The organism is Billgrantia gudaonensis, assembly GCF_900100195.1.
Classification (GTDB): Bacteria; Pseudomonadota; Gammaproteobacteria; order Pseudomonadales; family Halomonadaceae; genus Halomonas; species Halomonas gudaonensis.
Window position 1 is genome coordinate 53,271 of the sequence record NZ_FNES01000010.1, and the last position, 15,198, is coordinate 68,468.

10 protein-coding genes are annotated in these 15,198 nt (G+C 63.4%); 7 read left to right on the top strand and 3 right to left on the bottom strand.

Annotation, left to right across the window (positions count from 1 at the left end; translation table 11 throughout):
* The first annotated feature begins 32 nt into the window (after positions 1-32).
* The 4 genes from BLP96_RS12545 (at position 33) to BLP96_RS12560 (ending at position 5,175) form a co-directional block, all read left to right on the top strand.
* Positions 33-1,532: an ABC transporter substrate-binding protein gene (locus BLP96_RS12545; RefSeq protein WP_422666821.1), complete on the top strand. Its 1,500-nt coding sequence runs from the start codon at positions 33-35 to the stop codon at positions 1,530-1,532.
* A gap of 96 nt (positions 1,533-1,628) precedes the next feature.
* A complete protein-coding gene (locus BLP96_RS12550) occupies positions 1,629-2,552 on the top strand; it encodes an ABC transporter permease (protein WP_089686682.1) in 924 nt (307 codons plus the stop codon).
* Between the two features lie 2 nt (positions 2,553-2,554).
* Positions 2,555-3,409, top strand: coding sequence for an ABC transporter permease (locus BLP96_RS12555; RefSeq protein WP_089686684.1), 855 nt, complete (start codon positions 2,555-2,557; stop codon positions 3,407-3,409).
* A complete protein-coding gene (locus BLP96_RS12560; RefSeq protein ID WP_089686686.1) occupies positions 3,406-5,175 on the top strand; it encodes a M14 family metallopeptidase in 1,770 nt (589 codons plus the stop codon). Before BLP96_RS12555 ends, BLP96_RS12560 begins: the two co-directional genes overlap by 4 nt.
* A 230-nt stretch (positions 5,176-5,405) precedes the next feature.
* Here BLP96_RS12560 and BLP96_RS12565 read toward each other — a convergent pair whose 3' ends face one another.
* Entirely contained in the window at positions 5,406-5,924 is a 519-nt protein-coding gene (locus BLP96_RS12565) for a YgjV family protein (RefSeq protein ID WP_089686688.1), read from the bottom strand.
* A 111-nt stretch (positions 5,925-6,035) separates the two neighbouring features.
* Between BLP96_RS12565 and BLP96_RS12570 the strand changes: the two genes are divergently transcribed.
* Positions 6,036-6,398, top strand: a complete 363-nt coding sequence (locus tag BLP96_RS12570; RefSeq protein ID WP_089686690.1) for a hypothetical protein — start codon at positions 6,036-6,038, stop codon at positions 6,396-6,398.
* Positions 6,399-6,440: 42 nt separating this feature from the next.
* On the opposite strand, the gene BLP96_RS12575 is transcribed toward BLP96_RS12570, so the two are convergent.
* Entirely contained in the window at positions 6,441-8,411 is a 1,971-nt protein-coding gene (locus BLP96_RS12575) for a diguanylate cyclase (RefSeq protein ID WP_245682245.1), read from the bottom strand.
* Positions 8,412-8,601: 190 nt separating this feature from the next.
* On the opposite strand from BLP96_RS12575, the gene BLP96_RS12580 reads away from it, so the two are divergent.
* On the top strand, positions 8,602-11,031 hold the full coding sequence (locus tag BLP96_RS12580) for an EAL domain-containing protein (RefSeq protein WP_089686693.1): 2,430 nt from the start codon (positions 8,602-8,604) through the stop codon (positions 11,029-11,031).
* A 44-nt stretch (positions 11,032-11,075) separates the two neighbouring features.
* Here BLP96_RS12580 and BLP96_RS12585 read toward each other — a convergent pair whose 3' ends face one another.
* A complete protein-coding gene (locus tag BLP96_RS12585) occupies positions 11,076-13,778 on the bottom strand; it encodes an EAL domain-containing protein (protein ID WP_089686695.1) in 2,703 nt (900 codons plus the stop codon).
* A gap of 207 nt (positions 13,779-13,985) precedes the next feature.
* Here BLP96_RS12585 and BLP96_RS12590 point away from each other — a divergent pair, with 207 nt between their 5' ends.
* Positions 13,986-15,128, top strand: coding sequence for a ChaN family lipoprotein (locus tag BLP96_RS12590; RefSeq protein ID WP_089686697.1), 1,143 nt, complete (start codon positions 13,986-13,988; stop codon positions 15,126-15,128).
* Positions 15,129-15,198: the final 70 nt, after the last annotated feature.

The following is a 15,198-nucleotide window of genomic DNA, read 5'->3' on the forward strand; positions in this document are numbered from 1 at the left end:
CCATGAAAATAACCAGAACCGTACTTAGTCGCATGGTAGCGGGCGCGGCATTGAGCGTTGCCTTTTCCGTCTCCGCACAAGCGGGATCGCTGACCGTCGCTTCCCCCCAGGACCCGGGAAGCTGGGATCCCATCGATACTTTCCTGGTCAACTGGGCTTCGGTCGCCACCAATATTTTCGATGGTTTGACCTATCGCGGGCCCGACCTGGAACTGGTGCCCGGTCTGGCCACCGAGTGGGAGGAACTCGATGACGGGACCCGTATCCGCTTCACCCTGCGCGAAGGTGTCACCTTCCATAACGGCGAAGCCTTCAATGCCGAGGCAGTGAAATTTACTTTCGAGCGACTGCTGGGCGATGAAGGTGCCCAAGGCCCGCAGCGTTCCAATTACACGGCTATCGAGAGCGTGGAAGTGATCGATGACTACACGGTCGACTTTCACCTCAGTGAACCCGACCCGGTATTGCTGACCAAGCTGGCCGGCTATGGCGCGATGATCGTGCCACCGGAATACCTGGCCGAGCATGGCGATGACCACTTCAATACCCATCCAGTAGGCACCGGGCCCTTCAAGGTGGTGGAGTACAATCCCCGCGAGGATGTGCAACTGGAAGCCTTCGACGAACACTGGGGTGGTGCGCCGAAGCTCGACGAGGTGACCTACCGGTTCATTTCCGAGCCTTCCACCGCTGTGGCCGAGTTGCAGGCGGGACGTGTCGATATCGTCATTCCTCCCACCATTCCCATTGGCATGATCGACACGATCAAGAACCACGACGAGGCTAGTATCGTCAGCGTACCGTCGCCGACCGTAGAGGCCCTTCGCTTTGACACACAATCCGGTATTACCGCTGACGAACGGGTGCGCAAAGCCATGATCATGGCCGTGGATCGCCAGGCCATCATCGACTCCATCCTGGCCGGGGAGGGCGAAGTGATCGCCAGCTTCCAGGGTGCCCAATCGTTTGGGAACGACCCTGAAATGGAGCCGCTGCCATTCGATCCGCAACGCGCGCGCGAGCTACTGGATGAAGCCGGTGTCGAGCCGGGTGCCACAGTGCAGATCGATGTGCGCGGCAATGATGCGACCTTCGGCGAAGTCGCCCAGGTGGTTGCTTCCTACCTGCAGGGGGTGGGCATTACCGCTTCCATCCAGCCCTACGAAACCAACGTGCTGCTCAATGACATTATCCCGGAGGGCCGTACCGGGGAGATGTTCCAGCAGAAGTGGGGCGGCTGGACGTTCGATTTCGACAACACCGCCTATCTCATGTATCACACCGGCGAGCGCTGGAATCCCTATGATAGCGATGCAGAGCTGGATGCGATGCTCGAAGCCCAGCGCAGCATTACCGACCAGGGCAAGCGCGAGGAAATGCTCCAGGAGATTGCGCGTTATACTCAGGATCGTGCCTTGGAGATGCCCCTCTACAGCATCAATGCGCTCTATGGCGTTCGCGACCGGGTAAAGAACTTCGATCCGGCCCCGGATAACCGTATCCGCCTGACCGAAGTGGATGTCGCCGACTGACCATGGCGAACTCCGGCCTCTTGTGAAAGGGGCCGGGACGAGCTCACGGGCTGACAACACCAACGGCGATGCGGGCTCAAATGACAAGGGGTCATTGTGGCAAAGTTTCTGTTATATCGAATATTGCAAGCCATCTTCGTAGTGATTGCAGTCACCCTGATAGTGTCCTTTGCGATCCGTCTGACCGGCGATCCGGCAGTCATGCTGGCCCAGGGAGCGGGCAGTATCACGGAAGCGGATCTGGACAGGATTCGTGAATCCCTAGGATTGAATCAATCCTTCCTGGCGCAGTACCTTGATTTCCTGCGTGGCCTAGTGGTGGGGGACTTCGGCCGCAGCTTTATGGGTGGAACCCCGGTGAGCGACCTGATCGGCCGAGCCTTGCCTGCCACCCTGGCTCTGGCTTTCGCCTCGTTGTTCGTGTCCATCGTGGTGTCGATCCCTCTAGGTATCAAGGCGGCGGTATCGCGGGGGCGCTGGCCCGACCAGATGATCCGGATCTTTTCCCTGATCGGGCTCTCCTTCCCCAACTTCTGGCTGGCCATCATGCTGGTGCTGTTGCTCTCGATCACCTTCAATCTATTGCCACCCAGTGGCATGGAAGGGTTCGCCAGCTTCATCATGCCCGCCGCCACGATGGGCATCATTTTAACCGCCACCAATGTGCGTCTGGTGCGAACCACCATGCTGGATACTTTGCGCTCGCAATACATCATGGTGGCGCGGGCGAAAGGGCTCTCCAACAGTGTGGTGCTCTACAAGCATGCACTGCGTAATTGTTCCATTCCGTTGATTACCTATTTTGGTCTGCAATTCGGCGGGCTGCTGGGTGGTATCGTCGTCGTCGAGCGGGTGTTCAATTGGCCGGGATTGGGCACGCTGGCTTTCGAGGCCGTGTCGACGCGGGACTATCCGGTTTTGCAGGGCGTTATCACCGTGCTCTCGTTAATGATCATCTCCATCAATCTTATCGTTGATATCGCATATGGCCTGGTCGACCCTAGAGTGCGCAAGGAATAACCATGACGGCAGCTATCAAGACCGACAAATTACAACGCTTCAAGAATCTGGAGTTCATCCTCGGTGTGCTGCTAGTCGGCGGTATCGGCCTGGCGGTGATCTTCTCGGGCTGGCTATTCCCCGGCGGCGGCGCGGAGCTGAATCTGGCGTACCGGTTGACGCCTCCGCTGGTGGAACCCGGCTTTCCCCTTGGTACCGACCCGCTGGGCCGGGACATCCTGGCTCGAGTCATCATCGGCGGTGAAATTTCACTGAAGGTGGGGGTTTACTCGGCGCTTGGCGCGGTGGTCATCGGTATCATCATGGGCTTGGTATCCGGTTACTACGGCGGTTTCCTGGATATCATCGTGATGCGTTTCGCCGATGTGCAGCTTGCACTGCCCTTCATTCTGCTGGCGATCACGTTTATCGCTGTGATCGGTGGCGGACTGACCAACATGATCATCCTGCTGATCATTTCCCAGTGGGTGCAGTATGCACGTTTGGTCAGGGGATCGGTGCTGTCGCTGCGTGACCGCGAGTTCATTTTGTCGGCCAAGGCGATCGGGGTGAACGATATGCGTATCTTGTTCCAGCATCTGTTGCCGAACCTGATTGGCCCGGTCATCGTGCTGATGACACTCAACGTGGCTAACAACATCCTGCTAGAAAGCAGCCTGACGTTCCTGGGGCTCGGTGTGGACCCGGTGATCCCGAGCTGGGGTGGCATGCTTGCCGAAGGGCGGACCTACCTGCAAACGGCGTGGTGGGTCAGTGTGTTTCCCGGCCTGGCCATCCTGTTGACCGTGCTGGGGCTGAACCTGCTTGGTGATTGGCTACGCGATGCCCTGGATCCCACTGGACGCACTTCCTTATGAGCCCATTCAACAGCACCCCGGTCGAGACGTTACTGGAGCGCTCCTTTCCGCGCACCACGCGTGCCCTGATCGAGGAGTACGCCACACCGGCGTATCAGGGCTATGAGCTGGAGGCCTGGGTCTTCGATGACGAGGCCGAACGCCAAGCGACGGAAGCCGCTTTCAAAGTCGCCGGGGTGGGTGCTCGCATACGCAGTGCCTACAAGCCTCTGGTGCATTTCTTCCTGGAAGAGTTTTCCTGGGAGTCGCTGCAATCCCTGGTGATCGAATACCCGCTGCTGGAGCAATCCCCTCGTCGCTTTCTTCTGGAAGCCTATCCGCTGGCGGCCATGCTTCCGCAAGGCGTGATGCTATGCTGGGAAGGGGTAGAGGGAACACCTGCCCACTACCGGGTCCGGGTCGAGCGCACCTCGGGGAGTCGGGAGGCGCACATCATCGCAGCGCCCAATCGCCACCACCAGGACCATGTCGGTGAGGCGCAATTCTCGCCCTGTGGCTGGTTGAGATTAACTTCCCCCTTGGGGGAGATCAGCGAATCGGTTATCGAGACGGACTACGAGGCGCTGTTTCAAGCCGCCATGGCGACACTCTCTTTGACCCGGTGGCAGGCGACAGCGCCCTACTTCGATGAACTCAACTTCACGGTACATTGGCCGAGCGCTGACCGCCGTCTGGCCTGGGGCGACGAGCGAATAAGTCTCGCCGAGGCGCTGCACGAAGAGCTCTATTTTTCCACCCTGGAGTATTTCCAGCGCCACGCGGGCCTGGCGCTGGGTGATCGCTCGATCCAGCCGGGGCAGATCGTGCCGGAGGTGTCGACCCAAGGCGAGATGCCCTATTTGCAGGTAAGCGTACGGCCCTTGGATACCTCTCGGCCGGCGTGCGATGAAGTCGCGCTGGATACGGCTCACCAGGCGATAGGTGTCGATCAGATCGAGCGGGTGCTGGCCGAGCTTGGCGGTCAGGCGATGCATACCGTCACCCGGGCAGGGCGGACCGTGGAAGCGCGTTATCTTGCCGGCGGCGAGCGTGCCGTGATGATCAGTGCTGGCCAGCATGCCAACGAAATCTCCGGCGTGGTGGGGGCGTTACGCGCCGCGCAGCAGCTTGGCCAGCGGCCGCAGGCCCATTTCGTCATTTCGCCGCTGGAGAATCCCGACGGCTACGCGCTGCAGAGCCGACTGGCGGCTATCCAGCCGCGCCACATGCACCATGCGGCGCGCTATACGGCTTTCGGTAACGACCTGCAGAGCCAGCCTCTAGGACAACCCTTCGAACATGCCATTCGCGAACAGGCGGTGGCGGCCAGTGGTGCCAGGCTACACATCAACCTGCATGGGTATCCGGCTCACGAGTGGACACGGCCGTTGAGTGGGTATGTGCCCCGTGGCTTTGAGATGTGGACGATTCCCAAGGGATTCTTCCTGATCTTGCGCCATCAGCCCGGCTGGGAGGCAGCGGCGAAACAACTGGTCGAAGCCGTTACCCGGTCGCTGGCCCAGGTGCCTGGGCTGGTTGAGTTCAATGCCACTCAGATTGCACTGTTTGAGACCCATGCGGGCTCGCTGTCCTTTCCGGTGTTGAACGGTTTTCCGTACCTGATGACGGAAGTCACCGAACAGATGACGCCGCTGATGCTGATCACCGAATACCCCGATGAAACCTTGTCCGGTGACCCGTTCGTGCAGGCTCATACCGCGCAAATGGAGACGGTGGTAGGGGCTTACGGTGCCTTTCAAACGCTTTCGTTGCCAGGCGAGGCATAGCAAGAGCGGCAGCAGCCAGGGTCGGTTCATAAACTCATTGTGAGCGGAGATTCGGGACGGTGCATCTTTCGTCCTTGTTAACCTCAAGGCCGACTATCTCCTGGCTCAACTCCGTGAAGATTGGCACTGCCGACGAAGATGCCCACCTTCAGGCACTGTCCGATGAAGAGGCGCCATTTGGCCCATTTTCACACTCCGTGAATTCAGTCGAGTTGAGCACCAGACGCTAGTTAGGCTAAGGCGTTGGCATCGCGCCGCAAGCGAAGGATCGTGATCAGGTTGGTCACGAAGATCAGCGTTTCTGCCAGGGTGCCGCCGATGGAACCGGCCAGGACGTTGCTGATGATCCAGCAGAAGGCGGCGGCAGCCAGCACCAAGCGCATGGCGATGCCGCGCAGCATGAACATGCCGTAGGTGCCGAGCAGGCCGGCGGCCAGGGCGGGGATGTCTCGGGGTCCGCTCCACATCAGCACGGCGATCGCCACGGTGGCGGTCAGCATCAGGTACATGAGGCGGCGATTGGCGTGGAAGCGGCGCGCCAGGGCGATACGCAGAACGATCAGCGCCGAGATGCCGGCCGCCACCCAACTTTCGAACAGGGCGAACTGGGTGGCGAAGGCCACGTTGGCAAACAGCAGCAGCACGAACAGGCGGTCGTCGCGCTTGCTGGCGAAGGCCACGACGCACAGGGCCAGGGCCGTCAGGCTGACGCCCTGGCCGATGAGCCATCGAAGGCTGAGTTCTTCCATGTTGGGCCGGCGTGATGGGGGAAGTGGAAAGGCATGCTAGCATGTCACGCTGATTCGTTCAGGCCGGTGCACCGGCCTGGGTCCCATCCACTGCCGTCGAGAGACCCTGCCTTGGATCAGTCCGACACGACCTCCGCTCAGATTACCGCCCATGAGTTGCTCTACGATTTGGTGCCCAAGCTCAAGTCGACCGAGGAACTCGTCTACGACGTCCTGACCGTGCGCATGCAGACGACCAGCGACCCAGAGGTGCATCGTCTGTTGAAGGGGTTCAAGACCGAGTTCGAGCTGGAAGGCACGATGATTCGCATGAACCTGAAGAACCTGCTGAGGCGCTACGCCGATGTGCTGGAAGCGGTGAAGAGCGGACGTGCCGGTCGTGACGAACATCCACTGATGCTCGATGAATACGAAGCCGCTGCGGTGGCGCGGGTGCGCCAGCTGTATCGCAAGGCTCAGCAGCTCACCGGCTAGGCTGGGACGCGTCAGCCCACGATGCGGCGATAGGTCTCCGTCTCATACGGCTTGCCACCAGGCCTGGTTCCGGCCCTTCTCCTTAGCGGCGTAGAGGCCACGATCGGCGCGTTTGATGGCGGATTTCAGGTTGGTTTCCTGTGCCATGACCAGGGTGACGCCCAGCGAGGCGGTGTAGTGCAGCAGCCCGTCTTCGGAGACATCCTGGCCAACCGGCACCGGGGTGGTTTCGATGGCCTGCCGCAGGCGCTCGGCCACGCGCATGGCCTGAGCCTTGGCGGTGCTTGGTAGTAGAATGGCAAACTCCTCTCCGCCCATGCGGCACAGCACGTCGCCCTCGCGCAGGCGTGACTTGGCGGTTTCGGCGAACGTCTGCAGCACCAGGTCACCCACATCGTGGCCGTATTCGTCGTTGATGCGTTTGAAGCGGTCGAGATCCACGGCGATCAGGCTGAGGGCCTCGCCGCTGCGCTGTGCCCGCGCGATTTCCTTGGCGGCTTGATCCTCCAGATAGCGACGGTTGCCCAGCCCCGTCAGCGGATCGGTCATGGCCTGGCGTGCCAGCGTCTCCTCGAGCCGTTTGCGCTCGGTCAGGTCGAAGACCATGGCGCGCGAGTGAACGAAACCGAGGCGGTTGGTGTAGGCGGTGCCCTGTATGACCACGGGAAGTGCCTGGCCGGAACGCGTAATCAGTTCGCACTCGGCCATGCCCTCCCGGCTGGGTCCAAGGACATTGCGAAAACCGGCGTCGAACGCCGCGCGAGTGGCGGGCGAGACGAAGTCGCGGTAGTGGCGCTTGCCGATCACTTCTTCGGCGCGGTAACCGAGCCATTCGAGCTCCGTATGGTTCATCTTCACCACCCGGCCGCTGCTGTCCAGCGAGTGATAACCGCACGGGGCGTTCTCGTAGAGGTCGCGAACCTCGCGAGCACGTTGCTGCGCTTCCCACTTGAGTCTGAGCTGGCGGTGGCTGCTGAGTACCCAGAAGATGCCGAAGGCCACGGAAAGCCCATAGAGCAGTGTCAGGATCATCAGGGGCGCGATATCGTCGGCGAGCAGCGTGGCGAGGTCGGGCTTGGGCATTGCCACTCCCAGCCACCAGGGATGGTAGTCCGACAGGCTGTGCGTCATGCCGGCCAGGCCGCGGTGTTCCAGGTTGCGAATGTCGATGGTTCGAAACTGTATGCGGTGATCGTCGAACTCCGCCTGGCCGCGCTCGGCGGTGGCAAGGGACTCCCGAAATGCCGTGGGGATCGGATCGCCGTAGTCGATGTCGAATGGCGGTTCGGTCGTCATGCTCAACAGCCAGTTCCCTTGGGCATCGATCATGACGGGCTGGGCGTTGGTGTCGATGGACAGTGAATGTCGCAGTCCGGCCGTCAGGTAGTGCCAGTCCAGGCTGAACAGCAGCACGCCCAGGCGCTGTCCGTCGGCACCGAATACGGGAGTGGCGATATCGATGACGGGGACCACCTCCTTGCCGGTGTGGCCAGAGTGGCGGCCTCGACCGGGCGGAGAGACGTAGAGATCGCGCGGGAACAGCTTCATGGCCTCCCGGAAGTAGTCGGCCTCGGCGTGATCGACCGCCAGCGGTGGTCGGGCTGGTGAGGTGTGACGGGTAACGCGGAGGCGCTCGCGACCCTGAGTATCGATCAGCACGACTTTGGTATAGCGTGCATAGTGACGCAGCAGCGTGTCGAACTGTGCTTCGAGACGCTCGTCGGCGAGCCCAGCCGAAGCCAAGTCGCCATGGGAAGCCGCTGCTTCGGGCGGTGTCAGGTGATGCTGTAACAGGGGCGTTTCGGCGGTGGCCAGCACAAGGCTGACGCTCTCCCCCATGCCGCGCTGCAACGACTCATGACCGGCCTCGAGCATGGCTTCGGCGCTGGCTTGAGCGCCATCCTGCTTGGCTGCCAGGTGCGAGCGAAAGATGGGGTACAGGCTGGCCGTCACCAGGATGATCGGGATGACGACCGCCAGTACGAGTCGCGCCTGCAGGGTTCGGTGTGCCACCGAGAAGGCCTCCTGTTGGCTAGGCGTTGAATGGAGCAGCAGGGTGCCAATAGTGTAAAGCATGTCGTACGTCGCTGCGGTTGGCCATGTGGCGGAGGCGATGTGAAAGCCCGTATCCACTGCGAGCACTTGGCTACGGACGTTGAATGCCGTCCTGGCGTGTGACGCCACTGGCAGGGAGAATGCAGCGATGCATGCCACGATCTTGCGCCGCCGGGCTGCCCTCGATGCCATGCGATGGTGTCTGGGACCACTGCTGATGGTCGCTTTGATGCTGTTGGCTACGACAGCACAGGCGCGCCAGCCCGAGCGCGATGCCATTCAGGTGCTGGCCTCCTATCATCGTGGCAGCCCCTGGTCGGACGAACTGGTCGACCGTATCACCGAAGCCGCCGATTGGCTGGAATGGCAAGGCGGGGTCAACGTCGACTATCTCGACGCACGGCGCCTCGATGAATCTGCCGCCTTCGAGCTCCATCGGCGACGGCTGGCGGGGCGCGAGGCCGTACGGCCGGCGTCCCGCTTGCTGCTGATCGACGATGCTGCACTGCGCTTTTACCTGGACCATGCCCAAGCGCTGGGTGGTCCCGAACGCGTCGTCGCCATCGGCATCAACGCACCCTCCCTGCGCGAGCGCGCTATGGCGCGGGGTGTCAAGCTCATCCTCACTCAGGCGGTCGCCGAACGGTCGCTCGACTTTCTCGAGGAGCTGTTCGGCGTGCCGTTGCCGCTGCTGGTGCTGGGAGACAGCACCGGCAGCGGCGAGCATCTGACTCGTGAATTCCTGGCCAGCCTGGAGGCGGCGGAAGGCGCCCATCTCGCGCAGGTGCTGTGGGACTGGACGCCCGCCGACGTGGTATCGACATTGTCGGCACTGCCTGCCAGGACGCGCGTTTACCTGGTGGAAGGGCAGACCACCGGCGCAGCCGACTTGCGTCCCGATGCGCGGCGCTGGCTCCACGATCTGGCCGACCGGGACGTGCGGGTGTTCTGCCATTTGCCGTATCAGGTACGGCTCGGCTGCGCTGGCGGGGCCATTCTCGATACCCGTCGCTTGACGCGACTGGCGGTGGAAACGCTGGTCAGTCCGGCGTTCTCGGAATTGCCGACGGTGCAGGACGTGCGTGCCAGTCGTCGCATGCTGCACGCCAGCTTCCATGCTCAGGTGCCGGCCGACCTTCGCGAGGAGCTGGAGTGGCTCGAAGTGGAAGGCGTGATGGCCAGTGCCGATACCCGACTGTCGCAACTGACCTGGGGTGGTGTGGCATTCACGGGCCTTCTGCTGCTGTTGTTGCTCATGCTGGTCGTGTCACGGCGTCGCGCCCGGCGTGCGCATCACCGCCTGGCCGTCGATCCGGCCACCGGCCTGCCCACGCGTCAGCTGCTGGAAGCCGAGTTCGACGAACTGCGTTCTGAGGGTGACGGCTGGCTGTTCGCACTGATGTCGCCTGGCCTGCGCGATTACCGCCAGCATGTGGGCCTGCCGGGCGCCCAGGCGCTGTTTCGCGAGCAACTACCTGCGTTGCGTGAGAGCCTGCCCAGGGAGTGCAGGCTCTACGTGAATGCCGACCTGGGCGTGATTGGCTTTCTCTCGGCGGATCAGGGCGAGAGCGGCGAGGTGATGGTGGACCGTTGCATGGCTCGCCTCTCCCAGGCGCCGGCTGGCCATCGGGTGAGCTGGTACGCCAGCCTGCTGCGCTTGTCGGGCATGCAGGCCGACTTTGCGCAGTGCCGGGCCGCGCTGGACGATGGTTTGTTTCGGCTGGAGCGGCAGGGGTGGCGACAGCCGGTGATTCGCGTGGAACCCATGGAGCGCGAAGAGGCCACGCGGTTCCGTCAGTTGTCGGAAGCCTTGGAAACGCTGATCGACCATCCCGATGCCCAATGGCGACTGGTGGTTCAGCCCAAGGTGTCGCCGCTGACGGGAGAGCTGAGCGGCGCCGAGGTGCTGTTGCGCTGGCGGCATCCGGAACTGGGCGATATCGCCCCGCTCGAGTTCCTGCCCGTCGTCGAGATCCTGGGCATGGCGTCGCGCCTCGACCATTGGGTGATGACTCGTGGCCTGGACTGGCTGGCACGACACCGTGAGCGACTACCCGGGCTCACGCATCTGGCCATCAACGTCAATCTGGCCACTCTTTCCGAGCCGGCGTTCCAGGACCGGCTGACGGAGCGTCTTTCGGCCCTGGCGCTGCCTCCCTCCATGGTCGAGCTGGAGATCACCGAGCATGCCGATTTTCGCGACCTGGACGCCATCGAGCGGGTGATGGCGCCACTGCGCGATCATGGGGTGCGCCTGGCTCTGGATGATTTCGGCACCGGCCATACGGCCTTTCGGCTGCTGCAGCGTCTACCCTTCATGGCCGTCAAGATGGATCGCTCCCTGTTGCTTGCGGCGGGCGAGCGCGCCCAGGCCCAGGAGGCCTACGCCGCCATGGTGTACTTCGCCGAGCGACTGGGGCTATCCGTGGTCGCTGAGGGGGTCGAAAGCGATGAGCAGGCCGAGTGGCTTGCCGGGCTGGGAATCGGCGAAGTCCAAGGCTTCCGCTACGCGCGCCCGATGGAGCTGAACGATTTCATGGCCGCCTATGGCATTGCTGCCGCGCCGAATCCCGAATAGCGGCCTGCTCTTCGCGCCCAGCCGTCGTCATTTCCCGAGCGGGTTCAACGGGCCCTCGGCCGCATGGCATGGCCCCAGGCCGCGGTGAAGGCATCGGCCGGCAGGGGTCGGTCGAAGTGATATCCCTGGGCGTGGTCGCAGCCCATTTCGGCCAGGGCGACGGCTTGTTCACGACATTCCACGCCTTCGGCCACCGTCTGCATGCCCAGGGCCTGCGCCATGGCGATGATGGTTTCCACGATGGTGCGGGCGTGATGGCTGTCGAGCATCTCGTGCACGAAGGAGATGTCGATCTTGAGGGCGTCGGCCGCGAAGCGGCGCAGGTAGGAGAGCGAGGAGTAGCCGGTGCCGAAGTCGTCGATGGCGAGGGCGTAGCCGGCGTTGCGCAGGGCTTGCGTGATGGCGACGGCCTGCTCGGGATCGCGCATGAAGTCGCTTTCGGTCAGCTCCAGGGCAATGGCCGAGGCGGGCACTCCCTCGGCCAGGGAGGCGATGTGACTGGCCAACTGCGGATCGGTGAACTGCTGCGCGGAGACATTGACTGACAGTCGCCCGGGCAGAGGGGTGCCGGCGCGCTGCCACTCCATCAGTTGCCGCGCGGCGGCCGTGAGAACCCAGTCGCCCAGGGCGCGAATCAGTCCGCGTTCCTCGGCCAGAGGGATGAATTCACCGGGGCTCACCCAGCCCCATTCCTCTTCGTACCAGCGGCACAGGGCCTCGGCCCCCACCAACTGCCCGTTCCGCAGGTCGATCTGAGGCTGGAAATGCAGCGTGAGGCGATGGTGCTGCAGAGCGTCGCTGAGCCGCTCGGTCATCTGCTGGCGGCGCTTCAGCTCGTGGGTCATCGAGATGTCGAACGGGCATATGCCGCTGTCCTTCTGCTTGGCGTGGTAGAGCGCGATGCTGGCCGACTTGAAGAGGTCACCGGTGGTGGTCGCGTCGTCCGGGTAGCGAGCCATGCCGATGCTGACTTCGAGGGTGAAGCGGCGGCGACCCAGTGGAACGGGATGGCCGATGGCCTCGTGCACGCGGGCCAGACTGGCGTCCAGCGTGGCATCGTCGGCATCGGGTACCAGCAGGGCGAATTCGTCGCCGGAGAGGCGCGCCAACGACTCGTGACGCGTCGCGGCACGTTGCAGCCGCCCGGCCAGCGTAGCCAGCAACTGATCGCCCACCTGGTGGCCGTGAATGTCGTTGATTTCCTTGAAACGGCGGATGTCCAGCAGCAGCAGCCCGAGGGGAAACTGGCCCTGCTCCGCCTCCTGACGCAGGCGAGCCAGCTCCTCCATGAAGCGCACGCGATTGGGCAGGCCGGTGATGCCGTCGATGTAGGCCAGCTGATGCATGCGGCTGTGATCGCGGCGGCGTTCCAGTTCGGCTGCCGCACCCGTGGAGAGGATGCGCAGAACCGAGGTGGCGAAAGCGTTGGCGTCCAGCGGCTGACGGTACAGCACCATGATCACGCCGATCGGCTCGCCATGGGCATTGTCCAGGCGGCGGCCGATCCACGAGCGGACCAGATCGGGGCTGCCGGGCAAGCGTATGCCGGCGTGTTCCATCGCCATGGCCTCTCGCTCGTCGAGAATTCGCGCGCAGGGCGAGTCGGGGAGAGGGAAGGAGTCGGCATCGAGCAGCCTGCCATCGATCACTGCGCTGACCGTGCTCATGGACGTGCTGCGCTGTCGGGGAGCGGTCGCCTGGCCCTCGGACGACGCATCCAGCAGGGCGATGATGCCGGCATCCGCACCGAGAATCTCGACCAGGGTGCGGATCAACTGGTGGAAGTAATCGTCGCCCAGGCGTGGGGTGATGGTCGAGGCGACCTGCATCACGGCATCCTGGACGCGCTGCGCTTCGTGCTGTTCGGTGACGTCGGTGATGAAACCTTCCAGGTACGTCACCTCGCCATCCCCGTTGAACACGGCCTGCCCCTGCTCCCACATCCAGCGCAGGCTGCCATCGGCACGGCGCAGCCGGTAGGTCATTCGAAAGGGCGTGCGTCTGGCGATCGCTGCCTGGACCTCTTCGAAGAGCCGCTCCCGGTCATCCGGATGAATGAGCTCGGCGTAGCTGATGTGTCGATTGTCGATCAGGGATTCGATGGGGTAACCGGTCAGCGTTTCGGCACCGCGGCTGAGGATGGTCATGGTCCAGGCGTGGTCGTTCAGGCAGCGATAGGCCATGCCGGGAAGGTGATTGAGCAGGGTATCGAGGCGCCTTTCGCTCTCTCGGGCGTGTCCTTCGCTGGCCTGCAGGGCGGACTGGGCCTGCTGCCGGTCGAGTTCGGCTCCGGCCTGGGCGGCGGCGAGACGCAGAATCTCGTTGTCCAGCCCCGCCGTTGTCATGGGTCGGTTCTTGAGCACGGCCAGCAAGCCCAGGGGCGTACCGTCCACGGCGAACAGCGGCAGTCCGAGATAGCTCTCGGCTCCCAGTTGTTGCAGCAGGGGGTCGTCGGGAAAGCGGGTCTGCACGTCATGGGGATACAGGCAGGGCGATCGTCCAACCACCGTTGCACAGGGGGTACCTGCCAGAGGGTATCGCCGATTGGTGCGGTGGGCTCCCCGGGACCACAGCGACAAGGTATGCGCCTGACCGTCACCGTGAATCCGGGCGATCAGCACATGATCGACGTCCAGCAGACTGGCGAGCTTGGCCACCAGACCATCGAAAAAATCGGCGGCACCCCGTTCGCTCAACCCTTCGGCGAGCTGACGGAAGGCTTCCTCAGCGCTGCATCGGGCCTGCATTGACGATCCCTTCCATCGCGCTGCCTTGTCGTAGACATGCTCGTTCAGAGCGTAACCCCTTCAAACTGACAGGAATGCGTGCCGGGGACAATAGCTCGTGCCTGTCCGTGCCGGCGGCGCCCGAGGCGACGTTGAGCCTCGATGGCCAGTAGTGGCGCCAGGGGTGGCGTGGTAGGCTCGTCGGCGTGAGTCGCCCGCGGAGGTTCCATGTCGTCTCTCGTATCCCGCGCCGCCTGGCTGGTGGTGCTGTGTCTCGCGGCCAGTGCTCCCGTGCTGGCCGATGTCTGCCCTGAGCCCGGTGAATGGCAGCGGCTCGACGACGGCAGTCGGCCGACAGCGCCCGAATTGTTCGACGAACTGGCACGCCAGGACGTGGTGATGCTCGGGGAGCAGCACGACAACGCCGATCACCACCGCTGGCAGTTGCATACCCTGGCCGCTTTGCAGGCTCGCCGCTCCGAGCTGGTGATCGGCCTGGAGATGCTGCCCCGCGAGGCCCAGCCGGCGCTGGATGCCTGGGTGGCTGGCGAGCTCGACGAGGCCGAGTTCCTGGCCCGCAGCGAGTGGTACAGCGCCTGGGGCTACGATCCGGACCTTTACTGGCCGATTCTGCATTTCGCACGCCTGCACCGCATTCCCGTCAAGGCGATCAACATCACGCCCGAGCTGCGCCGTCGGCTGGTGGAAGAAACCTGGAGCGCCATTCCTCTGGATGAGCGGCATCGCATTACCGTACCCGCACCGCCGGACGAAAAGTACCGCGAGACCCTGGCCCGGTTCTACGCTCAGCATCCCGCAGGCGACGGCGATGACGGCTTGGCGCGTTTCGTCACCGCCCAACTCGCCTGGGACCGTGCCATGGCCACGGGTCTGGAAGAAGCTAGCCGCGACGGTGCTCTGGTGGTGGGGTTGATGGGCGAGGGGCATTTGCGCTTCGGGCATGGCGTGCCGCACCAGCTCCGCGACTTGGGCGTCGAGACTCAGCAAGCGCTGCTGCCCTGGCCGGTCCGCGAAGGCGGTTGCGAGACACCGCCCGAGGGGCTGGCCCAGGCGGTGTTCGCCATTGCCGAAACGCCGGAACGGGCGTCACACCGAATGCTCGGCGTCGCGCTGGTGCCCCACGACGATGGCGTCGAGATCCATCGCATCGTCGAAGACTCGGTGGCCGAGGCGGCAGGGCTGGTCGCAGGAGACGTCATCCTGCGAGTGGCGGGTGAGCCGGTCAGCCGGCCGGCCGATGTCAGCCGTCACGTGCGTCGTCAGCCACCCGGCACCTTGCTGCCTCTCGAAGTGCGGCGCCAGGGTAGGACGCAGGAGATACTCGCGCGGTTTCCGCCACCCTCAGGGTGATGGCCGCGTGCACCGCGCTCGCTTTCCCTCTCGTCGGATCAGTGAATTCGTCACGCCATCCATTGCTGGC